The sequence below is a fragment of the Streptomyces sp. NPDC001868 genome (assembly GCF_040297125.1).
Classification (GTDB): Bacteria; Actinomycetota; Actinomycetes; order Streptomycetales; family Streptomycetaceae; genus Streptomyces.
On the sequence record NZ_JBEOYO010000025.1, the window covers coordinates 102,478 to 116,898 of the forward strand.

At 70.6% G+C, this 14,421-nt stretch carries 11 protein-coding genes; 2 read left to right on the top strand and 9 right to left on the bottom strand.

What is annotated here, in order from left to right:
* Positions 1 to 85: 85 nt before the first annotated feature.
* Together ABT147_RS27010 and ABT147_RS27015 are read right to left on the bottom strand one after the other, a co-directional pair.
* Entirely contained in the window at positions 86 to 343 is a 258-nt protein-coding gene (locus ABT147_RS27010; RefSeq protein ID WP_351410635.1) for a chaplin, read from the bottom strand.
* 255 nt (positions 344 to 598) lie between these two features.
* Positions 599 to 1,018, bottom strand: coding sequence for a rodlin (locus ABT147_RS27015; RefSeq protein ID WP_351410637.1), 420 nt, complete (start codon positions 1,016 to 1,018; stop codon positions 599 to 601).
* Positions 1,019 to 1,273: 255 nt separating this feature from the next.
* On the opposite strand from ABT147_RS27015, the gene ABT147_RS27020 reads away from it, so the two are divergent.
* Together ABT147_RS27020 and ABT147_RS27025 are read left to right on the top strand one after the other, a co-directional pair.
* Positions 1,274 to 1,675, top strand: a complete 402-nt coding sequence (locus ABT147_RS27020) for a rodlin (protein WP_351410640.1) — start codon at positions 1,274 to 1,276, stop codon at positions 1,673 to 1,675.
* Between the two features lie 177 nt (positions 1,676 to 1,852).
* The gene (locus ABT147_RS27025) at positions 1,853 to 2,263 is read left to right on the top strand and encodes a rodlin (RefSeq protein ID WP_351410642.1); all 411 of its coding nucleotides are present in this window, start codon (positions 1,853 to 1,855) and stop codon (positions 2,261 to 2,263) included.
* A gap of 84 nt (positions 2,264 to 2,347) precedes the next feature.
* On the opposite strand, the gene ABT147_RS27030 is transcribed toward ABT147_RS27025, so the two are convergent.
* The 7 genes from ABT147_RS27030 to iolB form a co-directional block, all read right to left on the bottom strand.
* Positions 2,348 to 4,273 (bottom strand): AMP-dependent synthetase/ligase, encoded by a 1,926-nt coding sequence (locus tag ABT147_RS27030; protein ID WP_351410644.1) that lies wholly within the window; start codon positions 4,271 to 4,273, stop codon positions 2,348 to 2,350.
* Positions 4,274 to 4,403: 130 nt separating this feature from the next.
* Entirely contained in the window at positions 4,404 to 6,002 is a 1,599-nt protein-coding gene (locus ABT147_RS27035; protein WP_351410646.1) for a vWA domain-containing protein, read from the bottom strand.
* Positions 6,003 to 6,161: 159 nt separating this feature from the next.
* Positions 6,162 to 7,067: an ABC transporter permease gene (locus ABT147_RS27040; protein ID WP_351410647.1), complete on the bottom strand. Its 906-nt coding sequence runs from the start codon at positions 7,065 to 7,067 to the stop codon at positions 6,162 to 6,164.
* Positions 7,064 to 9,721: an alpha/beta fold hydrolase gene (locus ABT147_RS27045; RefSeq protein ID WP_351410649.1), complete on the bottom strand. Its 2,658-nt coding sequence runs from the start codon at positions 9,719 to 9,721 to the stop codon at positions 7,064 to 7,066. The genes ABT147_RS27040 and ABT147_RS27045 overlap by 4 nt, the downstream gene beginning before the upstream one ends.
* Before the next feature lie 424 nt (positions 9,722 to 10,145).
* A complete protein-coding gene (gene mmsA / locus ABT147_RS27050; protein WP_351410651.1) occupies positions 10,146 to 11,648 on the bottom strand; it encodes a CoA-acylating methylmalonate-semialdehyde dehydrogenase in 1,503 nt (500 codons plus the stop codon).
* A 16-nt stretch (positions 11,649 to 11,664) separates the two neighbouring features.
* Positions 11,665 to 13,575, bottom strand: a complete 1,911-nt coding sequence (iolD, locus tag ABT147_RS27055; RefSeq protein ID WP_351410652.1) for a 3D-(3,5/4)-trihydroxycyclohexane-1,2-dione acylhydrolase (decyclizing) — start codon at positions 13,573 to 13,575, stop codon at positions 11,665 to 11,667.
* On the bottom strand, positions 13,572 to 14,420 hold the full coding sequence (gene iolB / locus ABT147_RS27060) for a 5-deoxy-glucuronate isomerase (protein WP_351410654.1): 849 nt from the start codon (positions 14,418 to 14,420) through the stop codon (positions 13,572 to 13,574). The genes iolD and iolB overlap by 4 nt, the downstream gene beginning before the upstream one ends.
* Between the last annotated feature and the right edge of the window lies 1 nt (position 14,421).

The window sequence follows — 14,421 nt, forward strand, 5'->3', positions numbered from 1 at the left end:
TGGGAAAAGCCGGCCTTGGCGCCGCTGAGGACTCTCCAAGGCCGGCTGAGGCACAGCCGAACGGCTGGTGCGAGGCGCTACGACGTCAGTCGTTGACGCACAGGTTGCCGGCTGCCGGGTTGAGCAGCCCGATGATGTTGATGGAGTTACCGCACACGTTGATCGGGATGTGGACAGGAACCTGCACCACGTTGCCCGAGAGGACACCCGGGGACCCGATGGCGACACCCTTGGCCTCCGCGTCGGCGACGGCCGGGGTGGCCAGACCCACGGCCATGATCACGCCGGCGACGACAGCAGCGCTCTTCTTGAGCTTCACGTCATTTCCCTTCTCTGCGGCCATGCCTCAATTGACGGCCGAAACCGAGCGAGCACAGCATGAACGGCTCGCATCATGACCTGCAGGCTGTGAAACGAGGAATAGACGCCGGAAGAAACTCAGGAACGCGGGGAGCGGGGTAATTCACTCGATCGCCTCGCGAAATTATCGGACAGTCGAATCGTCGACCACCCGAATGGCCCTGACCGAGGACAGCGGAAGGGCTCGGGCCGCCCGCACGTACCCGTGCGGATGGCCCGAGCCGCTTCTCGATTTCGATCAGTCCTTCTTTTCGCCGTTGCCGTTGCCGTTGCCGTTGTCCGAGAGGATCGGGATGTCGGACAGGATGTGCGACAGCGGCTCGTCGCCCTTGGCCTGGGTGGAGTTCTCGGTGCACTGCTGGTTCTGCGGCGCCGAAAGGATCGGGATGTCCTGAAGGGCGACCCCGAGGAGCCCGATGCCACCGACGTTGGCCTTGAGCGGCAGACCGACGCAGGGCTTGTTGAGCGAACCCTGGACCAGCGAGAGCTGCGGGCTCATGTCGCCCTTGGTCACGGAGTTGCCGAACGCCTGGCTGGCACCGTTGCCGCTGAAAGACGTCGTCCCACCGTCGTCGGCGAGCGCCTGGGGCGCGGCGGCGGCCGCGAGGCCGGTGATGGAAGCGGCGACCGTAACCGCGGCCATTGCCTTCTTGAGCATTTCGCGTTCCTTTCCTGGCGGAACCCGCGGGTCCCTGACGCTGGCAGCAACGGCGGCACGCCCGCACCGGTTTCGGAGCATCACCCGTTCGGCCCGCTCGCACCGGCGAATTCCAGCGGATCGAAAACGCTCCGCGCGCCCCGCTCTCACTCCTCCGAATGGGCCGACGGAGTGAATCAGAGCAACCGGTAAGTCCGGGAGAAGTTGTCCATGGCGCTCCGGTGGAAACGGGGTTTTTCCAGAAGGGAATCGCAAGTGATCAAGAAGCTCATGGCCGTGACGACGATCGCCGCCTCCGTCGTCGGAGCCTCGGCCGCCGCCGCGCCCCAGGCGCTCGCCGACGACGCGGGCACCACGACGTTCAGCGGTAACGATGCCGACCAGGTGTACGGCAATTCGGCGACATACGGCAACATGAGCCCGCAGATGGCCTTGATCCAGGGCTCGTTCAACAAGCCCTGTATCGCTCTGCCGGCCAAGCTCAACGTCGGCGGGATCCTCGGGCTCGCCGCCCAGGACATCCCGATCCTGTCCGCGCCGCAGAACCAGCAGTGCACCGAGAACTCCACCCAGGCCAAGGGTGATGAGCCGCTGTCGCACATCCTGTCCGACATCCCGATCCTCTCGGACAACGGCAACGGCGACAAGAAGAACTGACACCACCGTCGGCACGGGTGGGCATCGACCGCCTCGGCGATACGTGCGCGTAACCCTCAGATGCCCCGATAAGCCGCCTATTGCGCCAATAGATGCAATCAACGCAACTGTTGGCCGGATGCTCTGTTGATCAGGGCGCAACTCCGCAACGGAGTCCGCTTTCCGAAGGGATCGAACATGAACAAGCTGTGGGCTACCGCGGCAGTTGCCGCTTCCATCGCCGGCCTCGCGGCCGCCACCGCCCCCCAGGCGCTCGCCGACGACGGCGGCACCACGTCCTTCAGCGGCAACGGTGCCAGCCAGGCGTTCGGCAACTCCGTGACCAAGGGCGACATGAGCCCGCAGCTCTCGCTGGTCCAGGGTTCACTCAACAAGCCCTGCATCGGTCTGCCGGCCAAGGCCAACATCGGCGGCATCGGACTCATCGGCGTCGCCCTCCAGGACATCCCGATCCTCTCCGCCCCGCAGAACCAGCAGTGCACCGAGAACTCCACCCAGGCCAAGGGCGACGAGCCGCTGTCGCACATCCTGTCCGACATCCCGATCCTCTCGGACAACGGCAACGGCGGCGGCGACAAGAAGAACTGACGCCACCACCGGACAAGCGGAAGCGGGTCGCCGAGTTCATCGGTGGCCCGCTTTTCCGTGTCCCGGGGCGGTGGCGCCCGGCGCTCACTTCTTGGCGTACAGCGACTCGATCGCCGCCGCGTACGCCGCTGTGACCGCGTGGCGTTTGATCTTCATGGAGGGGGTGAGCAGGCCGTTCTCCTCGGTGAACTCGCCTTCCACCAGCTTGAACTCGCGGATGGACTCGGCGCGGGAGACGGCCTGGTTGGCGTAGTCCACGGCCTGTTGGACGTCGGCGCGCATCCGGGGGTCGGTGACGATCTCGGAGAGCGGGGTGTCCGGGGACATGCCGCGGACGTGGAGCCAGTGGGTGACGTCCTCGGGGTCGAGGGTGATGAGGGCGGCGACGAAGGGGCGGTTGTCGCCGACGACGATGCACTGGCCGACCGGGGGGCGGCTGCGCAGCCGGTCCTCCAGGACGGCCGGGGAGACGTTCTTGCCGCCGGAGGTGATGAGGACGTCCTTCTTGCGGCCGGTGATGGTGAGGTAGCCGTCGTCGTCGAGCGCGCCGAGGTCGCCGGTGGCGAACCAGTCGTCGGTGAGGGCGGCGTCGGTGGCGACCGGGTTGTTCCAGTAGGTGCCGAAGACGATGGGGCCCTTGATGAGGACCTCGCCGTCGTCGGCGATACGGACGGCGGTGCCGGGGACGGGCTGGCCGACGGTGCCGGGGCGGGGTTTCAGGGGCGGGACGACGGTGGCGGCCGCGGTGGTCTCGGTGAGGCCGTAGCCCTCGTAGACGATGATCCCGGCGGCGTAGAAGAAGAGGTTGAGGTCGCGGTCGAGGGGGGAGCCGCCGCTGATGGCGTAGCGCATCCGGCCGCCGAGTTCCTTGCGGACGCGGCGGTAGACCAGCAGGTCGTACACGGCCCAGGCGGCGTGGAGGCGGGGGGCCGGACCGGGGCCCCGGTCCAGGAACTTGGCGAGGTGGGCGCGGGCGAAGCGGACGCCGACGCGGTGGGCGCGGTCGAAGGAGGCGCCGCGGCCGATGCGTTCGGCGGTGGCGCGGCCGGTGGCGTGGATCCGCTCGAAGAGGTAGGGGACGCCGACCAGGAAGGTGGGGCGGAACTTCTTGAGCGCGGGCCGCAGTTCGTCGGGCTTGATGCTCGGGCAGTGGCCGATCTCGATGCGGGCCATCAGGCAGGCGATCTGGATCGTGCGTCCGAGGATGTGCGCGAGCGGGAGGAAGAGGAGGGTGGAGGCGACCTGGCCGGTGACCGCCTCGAAGACCGGGTGGAGCAGTTGGACCGTGTTGGCGGCCTCGGCGTGGAGGTTGGCATGGGTCAGGACGCAGCCCTTGGGGCGGCCGGTGGTGCCGGAGGTGTAGCAGATGGTCGCGGCCGTGTCGGGGGTGAGGGCGGCGCGGCGTTTGGTGACCTCGTCGTCGGGGACGCCCCGGCCCAGGTCGGCGAGGTGGGCGAGGGCGTCCCGGTCGATCTGCCAGACGTGCGGGGGCTGGGAGTGGCGGGCGGTGGCGGTGGCGACGGCCGCCGCGTTCTCGGGGGTCTCCGCGACCACGAAGCGGGAGCCCGAGTCACGGACGATCCACTCGATCTGCTCGGGCGAGGACGTGGCGTAGACGGGCACGGACTGGCCGCCGGCCGCCCAGACGGCGAAGTCGAGGACCGTCCACTCGTAGCGGGTGCGGGACATCACCGCGACCCGGCCGCCCGGTTCGAGGCCGGCGGCGATCAACCCCTTGGCGGTGGCGGTGACTTCGCGGGCGAAGGCGGTGGCGGTCACCGGGTGGAAGGTGCCGTGCCGGTCGGCGCGGCGCAGGACCACCGCGTCGGGGGCCTCGGTGGCGTTGACGAAGGGGAGGTCGGCGATGCTGCCGCTCGTCGGGCGGGGCGCGAGGGCCGGCATGCGTGCCTCGCGGACGACACCTCGCGCGTCTGTGACGACCTCGACCCTGACGCGGTCGGTCAGACCGCCGCGCTGTTTCGCCCGGTTCAAGTCCTTGTGTACGCCCATCACGGCTCCCCGAGGCCCCCGACTGCTTCATTACTGACGAGTCAACTTACCGGTGCGTAAGAAATTTTCAATGGTTTTCGGACGACCGGACTACCGCATGACTCCGGGGGCCGGGGGGGGAACGCTCGGGTCACTCGGCGCGTTCGTCGAGCATGCCGTCCGCCGTCCTGATCGCCTCCGCCAGGTCGTACACGTCCTTGTCCTCGCGGTCGCCGGCCAGGTCGTCGGCCCGGTCGCCCAGTTGGCGGAGGGTGGGGCGGGCCGGGAGGTCGGTCCAGCGGCCGTCCCACTGTCGGAGGGAGTCGGCGAAGTAGGCGGCGACGGCGGCCACTTGGAGACCGTACGGCGAGCCCGCCCACAGGTCGCCGTGGAGGGACGACGCCTCCAGGGCGGCCGACTCCTCGTGCGGGGTGCGGGTGTCGGGGTCGAGCCAGCGGACGGTGGCCGTGGCGAGGTGGCCGCCTTCGGTGCCGTCCTTGGTGCGGACGACGTAGAGGGCGGTGACGGTATGGCCGGGGCCGACCTCGCCGCCGTCGACGCGGTCGTCGCGGAAGTCCTCGTCGGCGACCTGCCGGTTGTCGTAGCCGATCAGCCGGAACTCCTCGACGGTCGCCGGGTCGAAGGAGACCTGGGCCTTGGCGTCGCGGGCGGTGAGGTCGACGTGGCGCGGGAGTTCCTCGCAGAAGACCTTCTCGGCCTCCTCCTCGGTGGAGACGTAAGTGGTGTGGCCGTCGCCCTGGTCGGCCAGTTGTTCCATGAGCGCGTCGCCGTAGTCGCTGCCGACGCCCACGCCGAAGAGGGTGATGCCGTGGTCGCGGCGTTCGCTCCCGATGCGTTCGAGGATGGTCTCGGCGTCGGTGGAGCCGGTGTTGGCGAGGGCGTCGGAGAGGAGGACGACCCGGTTGGTCGCGCCCTCGCGCAGGCCGTCGACGGCCGTCTCGTAGCCGGTCTCGACGCCCGCCGCGAGGTTGGTGGAGTCGGTGGGCTCCAGGCCGTCGACGGCCTCGCGGATCTCGCCGCGGTGGTCGTCGAGGCGGGTCATCGGCAGGATCGTCTCGGCCTCGTCGCTGAAGGTGACGATGGCGACGGAGTCGTCGTCGCGCAGCCGGTTCGTCATGGTGCGCAGGGCGTCCTGGGCGAGGTCGAGGCGGCCCGGTTCGGACATGGAGCCCGAGACGTCGATGACGAAGGTGAGGGCGGCCGGCGGGCGCTCGCTGTCGCCCTCGGCGGCGCGGGTGGCGAGGCCGACGCGGACCAGGGACCAGTTCTCGTCGTCGGTGCGGGCGCCGTCGACGGTGACCGAGAAGCCGTCGCCGTCCGGGCGTTCGTAGTCCTGGCGGAAGCTGTTGACGAATTCCTCCGGGCGGACCGTCGACGGGTCGGGCAGGCCGCCGTCGTCCAGGGTGCGGCGGGCGTAGCCGTAGGAGGCGGTGTCGACGTCCAGGGCGAAGGTGGAGAGGTAGTCCGGGGACGGCGCGAAGTCGTCGGAGCCCTCGGTCGGTTGTTCGCCGCGCTGTTCGCCGGTGCTGGTGCCCTCGGGTGCGGGGGCCGGGAAGCCGTCGTCGGGGCGGCTCTTGTCCTGACCCCGGTCGTACGACGACGAGTTGCCGCCGTCGCCGCTCGCACCGCAGCCGGTGAGAAGCAGTGTGCCGGCGGTGCCCAGGGCGAGGAGCGTGGTGCCCAGCCGCCGTCGTGTCGTCGTCCGACCGGTCCTGCGATACGTGTGCATCCGGGCCCCCTAGCCACGTCACCTGTCGCCTTTCCGTGGGCGACTGTTGTGACTGTGACGGCGGAGGGGGCCCGGATGTGCGCCACGGGGTGTTGCGGATGCGTCTCGAAGCGGCCACGGCGGGGGCCCGTCGAGACCGGTGGGTGATCCTCCGTTGACCTAGGAGACGACGTCCTTGCGGCCGAAACCCCGGAAGGCCAGGGCGAACAGGACGAGCGCGTACGTTACCGAGATCGAGACGCCCTGGATCATGTCGGTGTACTCGGGCTGCGGGCGGACGACGTCCAGCCAGGCGTACTGCCAGTGCGTGGGCAGGAAGTGGCGCCAGTCGCCGAGGGCGGTCACCTCGTCGAGGACGCTGCCGACGATGGTGAGGCCGACGGCGCCGCCGACCGCGCCGAGCGGGGCGTCGGTCTTCGTGGAGAGCCAGAACGCCAGGGCGGCGGTGACCAGTTGGGACACGAAGATGTACGCCACGGTGATCGCCAGGGCCTGCGCGGCGGCCCCCGTGGCGATCTCGCCGCCGGTCGGCAGCACCAGTGGGCCCCAGCCGTAGGCGAGCGAGCCGACGATCAGTGCGACGACCGGCAGCAGCACCAGCGCCGCGAGGCTGAGGGTGAGACCGACGACGAGCTTGGACCACAGCAGCCGGGCGCGGGGCACGGGCGCGGCGAGGAGATAGCGCAGGGAGGACCAACTGGCCTCCGAGGCGACCGTGTCGCCGCAGAACAGCGCGACGGGGATGACGAGCAGGAAGCCCGCGGCGGCGAACAGGTTCACCGCGGCGAAGTTCGCGCCGGACGCCGTCGCCGTGTCCATCAGGTTGGTGCGGTTGTTGCCCTCGCCGGGGGTGCCGCCGACCTGGAAGGCGATCAGCAGCACGAGCGGCAGGGCGAACAGGATGCCGAACATGACCATCGTGCGGCGGCGCTTCAGCTGGCGGACCAGCTCGACCCGCAGGGGCAGGGTGCGGCCCGCGCGGTAGCCGTCGGCGACCTCGACGGGCTTCGTGTGCCCGGGGTGTCCGGGCTCTGCGTGCTCGGCACGCTCGGCCAGCGTGCTCATGCGGACTCTCCGATCAGGGTGAGGAAGGCGTCTTCGAGGCGGCGGTGCGGGCCGACCGACTCCACGGGAACCTCCAGCCGTACGAGTTCGGCGACCAGGCGCTGGGCGCTGCCGTCGGCGTCGAGGCGGACCACCAGGCCGCCGTCGGCGCGGACGGCCGAGTCGACGCCGGGCAGGGTGGCGATCTTCTCGACGACCGGCTCGTCCACGGGTGCGGACGTGCCGACCAGCAGCGTGTCGCCGGAGCCGACGATCTGGCTCACGGGGCCCGCCTGGACGAGCTTGCCGTGGTCCATGACGACGAGGTGCGTGCAGGTCTGCTCGACCTCCGCGAGGAGGTGGCTGGAGACGATGACCGTACGGCCGGCCTCCGCGTACCGGATCATGACCTCGCGCATCTCGCGGATCTGTGGCGGGTCGAGCCCGTTGGTCGGCTCGTCGAGGATCAGCAGGTCGGGCAGGCCGAGCATGGCCTGGGCGATGGCCAGGCGCTGGCGCATGCCCTGGGAGTAGGTGCGGACCGCGCGGGCCAGGGCGTCGCCGAGGCCGGCGATCTCCAGGGCCTCGTCCATGTGCGCGTCCTCGGCCGGGCGGCCGGTGGCGGCCCAGTACAGCTCCAGGTTCTCGCGGCCGGACAGGTGCGGGAGGAAGCCCGCGCCCTCGACGAAGGCGCCGACCCGGGAGAGCACCGGGGCGCCGGGCACGATCGCGTGGCCGAAGACGCGGATCTGGCCGCCGTCCGGCTGGATCAGGCCCATCAGCATGCGCAGGGTCGTCGTCTTGCCCGCGCCGTTCGGGCCGAGCAGACCGAGGACCTGGCCCTTCTCGACCTGGAAGGAGAGGTCACGGACGCTGTAGCGGTCGCCGTTCTTGTACTTCTTGCTCAGGTCGGTGATCTGGAGGGGGACCTCGGCGAGCGCCGGGTCGGGGGCCGGGGTGACGATCCGGCGACGGCCGGTGACCAGCAGGATCGCGGCGATCACGGCACCGGCGATCGGCAGGTACCAGACCCAGGCGGGCAGCACGTCCGTACGGTCGACCCGGCCGAGCGGCGTGGGCACCTCCAGGTCGCCCTTGAGGGAGACGGTGTACGTCGCCGGGGTCGCCGGGGAGGCGTAGCCGAGGTCGGTGGAGGCGAGGACCAGGCGCAGGCTGTGGCCGTCGTCGAGCTCGTGGTCGATGGCCGGGAGGGTGAGCTTCACGTCCTGGCCGGCCTTGGCGCCCTCGACGCGCAGCGGCTCGACGAGCTGGGACGGGAGGACCTGTGACCTGCCGTCCGGGCCGACGTCGTACACCTTGGCGAAGAGGACGGCGTCCTCGCTGGTCGACTTCACATGGACGGTCGCCGTGGGCGAGCCGGTGATCTGGAGGTCGTCCGTGACGGGCTTCGACTGGAACGCGGCGAACTGGCCGGGGAAGTCGAGGGAGATGCTGACGCCGAGCGAGGAGAGCTGGGCGAGGCCGCCGCCGGCGCCGAGGCCGGGGAGGGCGGACACGGCGGGCGGGTTGGCGCCGGCCGGGTTCTCGAAGCTCTGCTCGCGGCCGGCGAGGGCGATCTTCGTGGGGTCGCTCTCCAGGCCCGGGTAGGTGTCGTCGGTCGTGCCGCTGAGGCGGGTCTCGCCGTCGCCGGAGCCGGTACCGAGGGTGCGGGTGACGCGGAACGCGGAGCCGGTGTCGGCGCCCTTGTCGTCCTTGAGGTAGCGGTCGAACCAGGAGTTCACCCGGGCCTGGACCCGGCTCGTCTCCATGTCGCCGCCATCGTGGCCGCCGGAGATCCAGTCGACCTCGACGGGCGCGCCGTTGGCCTTGATCGCCTTGGCGGCGGCGTCGGCCTGGCCCAGCGGGAAGAGGGAGTCGGTCTGGCCCTGCATCAGCAGCGTGGGCACCTTGATGCGGTCGCCTACGGCCTCGGGGCTGCGCTCGTCGAGGAGCTTCACGGCCTCCGCGTCGGGCTGTCCGGACTCGGCGACCCGCTGGTACATCTCGCACAGCCGGGCCTCGAACTTGTCGCAGCCGCCGCCGGTGTTGACGAAGAGGCCCGCCCACAGCTTCTTGAACACGCCGTTCGGGAACAGGGCGTCCGAGAGGTTCCAGTACGTGATCGCGGGCGCGATGGCGTCCACGCGGTCGTCGTATCCGGCGGCCAGCAGCGAGATCGCTCCGCCGTACGAGGCACCGGCGAGGCCGAGGCGGGGGTCGCCCTTCTTGTCGAGCCGCACCTCGGGGCGCTCGGCGAGCCAGTCGATCAGCCGGGTGACGTCGGCGACCTCGCCCTTCGGGTCGTTCAGGCCGATCCTGCCGGTCGACTCGCCGAAGCCGCGGGCGGACCAGGTGAGGACCGCGTAGCCGTCGCGGGCGAGGGACTCGGCCTGGGTGCGGACGTCGTCCTTGCTGCCGCCGAAGCCGTGGCCGAGCATGACGGCCGGGCGGCGGCCGTCGCCGCCGGACGTGAAGTACGAGGTGTCGATGCGTACGCCCTCGGCCGTGGTCATGGCCTGGTCGGTGCGCTTCACCGGCGCCGCTTCGTCCGAGGCGGTGGCCGTCCAGGTGCCCGCGCCGGCGAGCACGACGACGGCGGCCGCGGCGGCGATGGCCCGCCGTGGGCTCCGCCGCAGCGCTCCCCGCAGGCGTGGGCCGGGCAGTCGAAGATCCATGCGTCAACGGTACGGGGCGGCGGTGGGGGCCCAGGGCCCCCTCAGGGGGGAAGAGTGGGGCATCCCACGGTCGTACGGGAGGAATTCGGTATACAGCGGGTGCGGTATGCGGGGGGTGGGGGGTGGAGCTGACAGCAACCTGATAAGTCGGGGGTGCCCGGGTGTTTTCTCGCCCCCGCCGCCCCTACCCGTCCCATCCCAGGGGCTGCGCCCCTTCGACCCCCTTCGCGCTTCGCGCGGGGTGGGTGGGTGAGTGCGGGTTCGGTGGGGGCTGGTCGCGCAGTTCCCCGCGCCCCTTGGCGGCGTGGGTCGCGCCCGGAGCCTTTGAAAGGGGCGCGAGCGATCATGACGCACCTGTGCCCGCACAAACGCCTCGACCCCCCGAGCTCTGAGGCGCAGGGGGTCGAAGACCGCGTGGTGGGTCTCAGTGGTTGCGGGGGAAGCCCAGGTCGACCGCTGAGGGGCCGTCGGCCGGGTCGGGCCAGCGGGTGGTGACGACCTTGCCTCGGGTGTAGAAGTGGGTGCCGTCGTTGCCGTAGATGTGGTGGTCGCCGAACAACGAGTCCTTCCAGCCGCCGAAGCTGTGGTAGCCGACGGGGACCGGGATCGGGACGTTGACGCCGACCATGCCGGCCTCGACCTCCAGCTGGAAGCGGCGGGCGGCGCCGCCGTCGCGGGTGAAGATCGCGGTGCCGTTGCCGAAGGGGGAGGCGTTGATGAGGGCGATGCCCTCGTCGTAGGTGTCGACGCGCAGGACGGTCAGGACCGGGCCGAAGATCTCGTCCTGGTATGCCTTCGCCGTGGTCGGGACCTTGTCGAGGAGCGAGATACCGATCCAGTGGCCGTCCTCGTGGCCCTCGACCGTGAAGCCGGTGCCGTCCAGGACGACCTCTGCGCCCTCCGCCGCCGCGCCGGTGACGTACGAGGCCACCTTGTCGCGGTGCACCGCCGTGATCAGCGGGCCCATCTCGGAGGTGGGGTCGTTGCCGGGGCCGATCTTGATCTTCTCGGCGCGCTCGCGGATCTTGTCCACCAGTTCGTCGCCGATGGCGCCTACGGCCACCACCGCCGAGATCGCCATGCAGCGTTCGCCCGCCGAGCCGTAGGCGGCGGAGACGGCGGCGTCGGCCGCCGCGTCCAGGTCGGCGTCGGGGAGGACCAGCATGTGGTTCTTGGCGCCACCGAGGGCCTGGACGCGCTTGTGGTTGGCGGAGGCCGTGGTGTGGATGTAGCGGGCGATCGGGGTCGAGCCGACGAAGGAGATCGCCTTCACGTCCGGGTGCTCCAGGAGGCGGTCCACCGCCACCTTGTCACCGTGGACGACGTTGAAGACGCCGTCGGGGAGGCCGGCCTCGGAGAGGAGTTCGGCGATCTTGATGGAGGCCGAGGGGTCCTTCTCGGACGGCTTCAGGACGAACGTGTTGCCGGTCGCGATGGCGATCGGGAACATCCACATCGGGACCATCGCCGGGAAGTTGAACGGCGTGATGCCCGCGACGACACCGAGCGGCTGGCGGATGGAGGCGACGTCCACGCGGCTGGCGACCTGTGTCGACAGCTCGCCCTTCAGCTGCACGTTGATGCCGCAGGCCAGGTCGACGATCTCCAGGCCGCGCGCGACCTCGCCGAGCGCGTCCGAGTGCACCTTGCCGTGCTCGGCGGTGATCAGCTCCGCGATCGCGTCACGGTTGGCGTCGAGCAGCGCGCGGAAGCGGAAAAGGATCTCCGTGCGCTTGGCCAGCGAGGACTGGCCCCAGGTGACGTAGGCCTCCTTGGCGGTGCGTACCGCCGCGTCGACCTCGTCGACGGTCGCGAAGGCGACCTTGGTGGTGACCGCGCCGGTCGCCGGGTCCGTGACCGGCCCGAACGTACCCGACGCGCCTTCGACGGTCTTGCCGCCGATCCAGTGGTTGACGATCTTCGTCATGCCGAGAAACTCCTTCTCACAGATGGCGGCGTCGGGTTGAGACGTGCCGGTCGTACTCCTCGCGTGCCTTGACCGCCGACGCGCGGGTCGCGGTCTCGGCCACAGGTACATCCCACCAGGCCTGCGCGGGAGGCGGGCCAGACACTGTGTCGGCCGTTTGGGTCTCCACGTAGACACATGTGGGAGTGTCGGCGGCCCGTGCGTCGGCGAGGGCGGCGCGCAGATCGCGGACGCTCCGTGCGCGCAGGACGCGCATGCCGAGACTGGCCGCGTTGGCGGCGAGATCCACGGGCAGCGGGGTGCCCGTGAACGTGCCGTCGTCGGGGTTGCGGTGCCGGTAGGCGGTACCGAACCGCTCACCGCCGACGGTCTCCGAGAGGCCGCCGATGGAGGCGTACCCGTGGTTCTGCACGAGCAGCACCTTGATCGGGATGTTCTCCTGCACGGCCGTGACGATCTCGGTCGGCATCATCAGATACGTGCCGTCGCCGACCAGCGCCCACACCGGGCGCCCGGGAGCGGCCATCCGGACGCCGATCGCGGCCGGTATCTCGTAGCCCATGCAGGAGTAGCCGTACTCCAGGTGGTACTGGTCCCGCGACCGGGCCCGCCACAGTTTGTGCAGGTCACCGGGGAGGGAGCCGGCGGCGTTGATGAGGATGTCGGACTCGTCGACGATCTCGTCGAGGAGGCCGAGGACCTGGGCCTGGGTGGGCCGGGTGTCCGGCTCGTCGGCCTCGTAGCAGGCGTCGACGCGGTGCTCCCAGCGCTGCTTGTCCTCCGCGTACTCGGCGACGTACGCGTCCGTGACCCGGTGCCCGTGCAGGGACAGCGCCTGGGTGATCGCCTCCAGCCCCACGCGGGCGTCCGCGATCAGCGGCAGTCCGGAGAGCTTGTGGCCGTCGTAGGGCGCGATGTTGAGGTTGAGGAAGCGGACGCCGTCGGCGGTGAAGAGGGTGCCGGAGGCGGTGGTGAAGTCGGTGTACCGGGTGCCCACGCCGATCACCAGGTCGGCGGTGCGGGCGAGTTCGTTCGCGGTCGCGGTGCCGGTGTGGCCGATGCCGCCGACGTCCTGGGGGTGGTCGTGGCGGAGGGAGCCCTTGCCGGCCTGGGTGGAGGCGACCGGAACGCCCGTCGCGACGGCGAGTTCGGAGAGCGCCTCCTCCGCGCGGGCGTGGTGGACACCGCCGCCGGCGACGATCAGGGGGCGGCGGGCCTCCCGGATCGCGCTGATCGCGGCGGCCAGTTCGCCGACGTCGGCCGCCGGGCGGCGTACGGTCCAGGTCCGCTCGGCGAAGAACTCCTCCGGCCAGTCGTACGCCTCCGCCTGCACGTCCTGCGGGAGGGCGAGGGTGACCGCGCCCGTCTCCACGGGGTCGGTGAGGACGCGCATCGCCTGGAGCGCGGCCGGGATCAGGGCCTCGGGGCGGGTGATCCGGTCGAAGTACTTCGACACCGGGCGCAGTGTGTCGTTGACGCTGATGTCGCCCGCGTACGGGACTTCGAGCTGCTGGAGGACCGGGTCCGCCGGGCGGGTGGCGAAGATGTCGCCGGGGAGGAGCAGCACCGGGAGGTGGTTGATCGTGGCGAGGGCGGCGCCGGTGACGAGGTTGGTGGCGCCGGGGCCGATGGACGTCGTCACGGCGTGCGTGGACAGGCGGTTCGACTGGCGGGCGTAGCCGACGGCCGCGTGCACCATCGACTGCTCGTTGCGGCCCTGGAGGTACGGCATGTCGTCGGCGTACTCGATCAGCGCCTGGCCGAGGCCGGCGACGTTGCCGTGGCCGAAGATGCCCCAGGTCGCGCCGATCAGCCGCCGCCGCTCGCCGTCGCGTTCGGTGTACTGGGCGGCGAGGAAGCGGACCAGGGCCTGGGCGACCGTGAGCCGGGTCGTCGCCGGGGGTGTGGTCGGGGTCGCCTCGCTCATCGGTACCCCTCCGTGTGGTCGGGGTGGAAGCAGATCCGCCACTGCCGCTCGGAGCCGGGACCGGCCATGACGTTCAGGTAGTACATGCTGTGGCCGGGCTGCGCGATGGACGGGCCGTGCCAGCCGTCGGGGACGAGTACGGCGTCACCGGAGCGGACCTCGGCGAGGACGTCGGAGCCGCCCTCGCGGGAGGGGAACACGCGCTGGTATCCGAAGCCGTTCGGGCCGTCGATCTCGAAGTAGTAGATCTCTTCGAGCTCGGTCTCCTCCCCCGGCCGGTTCTCGTCGTGCTTGTGCGGCGGGTACGAGGACCAGTTGCCGCCAGGGGTGATGACCTCGACGGTGATCAGCTTGTCGCACTCGAAGGCGTCGGCGGAGGCGAAGTTGCGCACCTGGCGGGCGCTGTTGCCGCTGCCTCGGTCTTCCACGGGGACCTCCGGCGCGGGGCCGTAGCGGGCGGGGAGTCGTCGCTCGCACTTCGCTCCTGCCAAAGCGAAGCGGCCTCCCGCGCCGGAGGCGATCTGTACCCGGGCGTCGCGGGGCGCGTACACGAAGTCGGAGACTCCGGCGAACACGCTCTCCCTGCCCAGGATTTCGAACTCGGTGACGCCGCCACCGTCTGAATTGCCCGGTTCCTCCGACACTCGCACCGTACAACCGCCGTTGAGGGACAGCACGATCCACTCACTGTCCCCGGTCGTGAACGTGTGCGTCCCGTCCGGCCCCAACTCGACGATCCTGAGGCTGCTGTGGGTCCAGCCGGCCCGCTTCGGGTCGATGTCGACGGCGTACTCCGCGTTCGCGGTGGCGCCCTTGGGTACGTACAGCTCGGTCTTGTGTGTCATG

Excerpts from the sequence above, each read along its gene's own strand:
- ABT147_RS27045 (WP_351410649.1), bottom strand. The coding sequence starts at position 9,721 with ATGGATCTTCGACTGCCCGGCCCACGCCTGCGGGGAGCGCTGCGGCGG.
- ABT147_RS27035 (WP_351410646.1), bottom strand. The coding sequence starts at position 6,002 with ATGCACACGTATCGCAGGACCGGTCGGACGACGACACGACGGCGGCTG.
- ABT147_RS27040 (WP_351410647.1), bottom strand. The coding sequence starts at position 7,067 with ATGAGCACGCTGGCCGAGCGTGCCGAGCACGCAGAGCCCGGACACCCC.
- ABT147_RS27010 (WP_351410635.1), bottom strand. The coding sequence starts at position 343 with ATGGCCGCAGAGAAGGGAAATGACGTGAAGCTCAAGAAGAGCGCTGCT.
- mmsA (WP_351410651.1), bottom strand. The coding sequence starts at position 11,648 with ATGACGAAGATCGTCAACCACTGGATCGGCGGCAAGACCGTCGAAGGC.
- ABT147_RS27025 (WP_351410642.1), top strand. The coding sequence starts at position 1,853 with ATGAACAAGCTGTGGGCTACCGCGGCAGTTGCCGCTTCCATCGCCGGC.
- iolD (WP_351410652.1), bottom strand. The coding sequence starts at position 13,575 with ATGAGCGAGGCGACCCCGACCACACCCCCGGCGACGACCCGGCTCACG.
- ABT147_RS27030 (WP_351410644.1), bottom strand. The coding sequence starts at position 4,273 with ATGGGCGTACACAAGGACTTGAACCGGGCGAAACAGCGCGGCGGTCTG.
- iolB (WP_351410654.1), bottom strand. The coding sequence starts at position 14,420 with ATGACACACAAGACCGAGCTGTACGTACCCAAGGGCGCCACCGCGAAC.
- ABT147_RS27015 (WP_351410637.1), bottom strand. The coding sequence starts at position 1,018 with ATGCTCAAGAAGGCAATGGCCGCGGTTACGGTCGCCGCTTCCATCACC.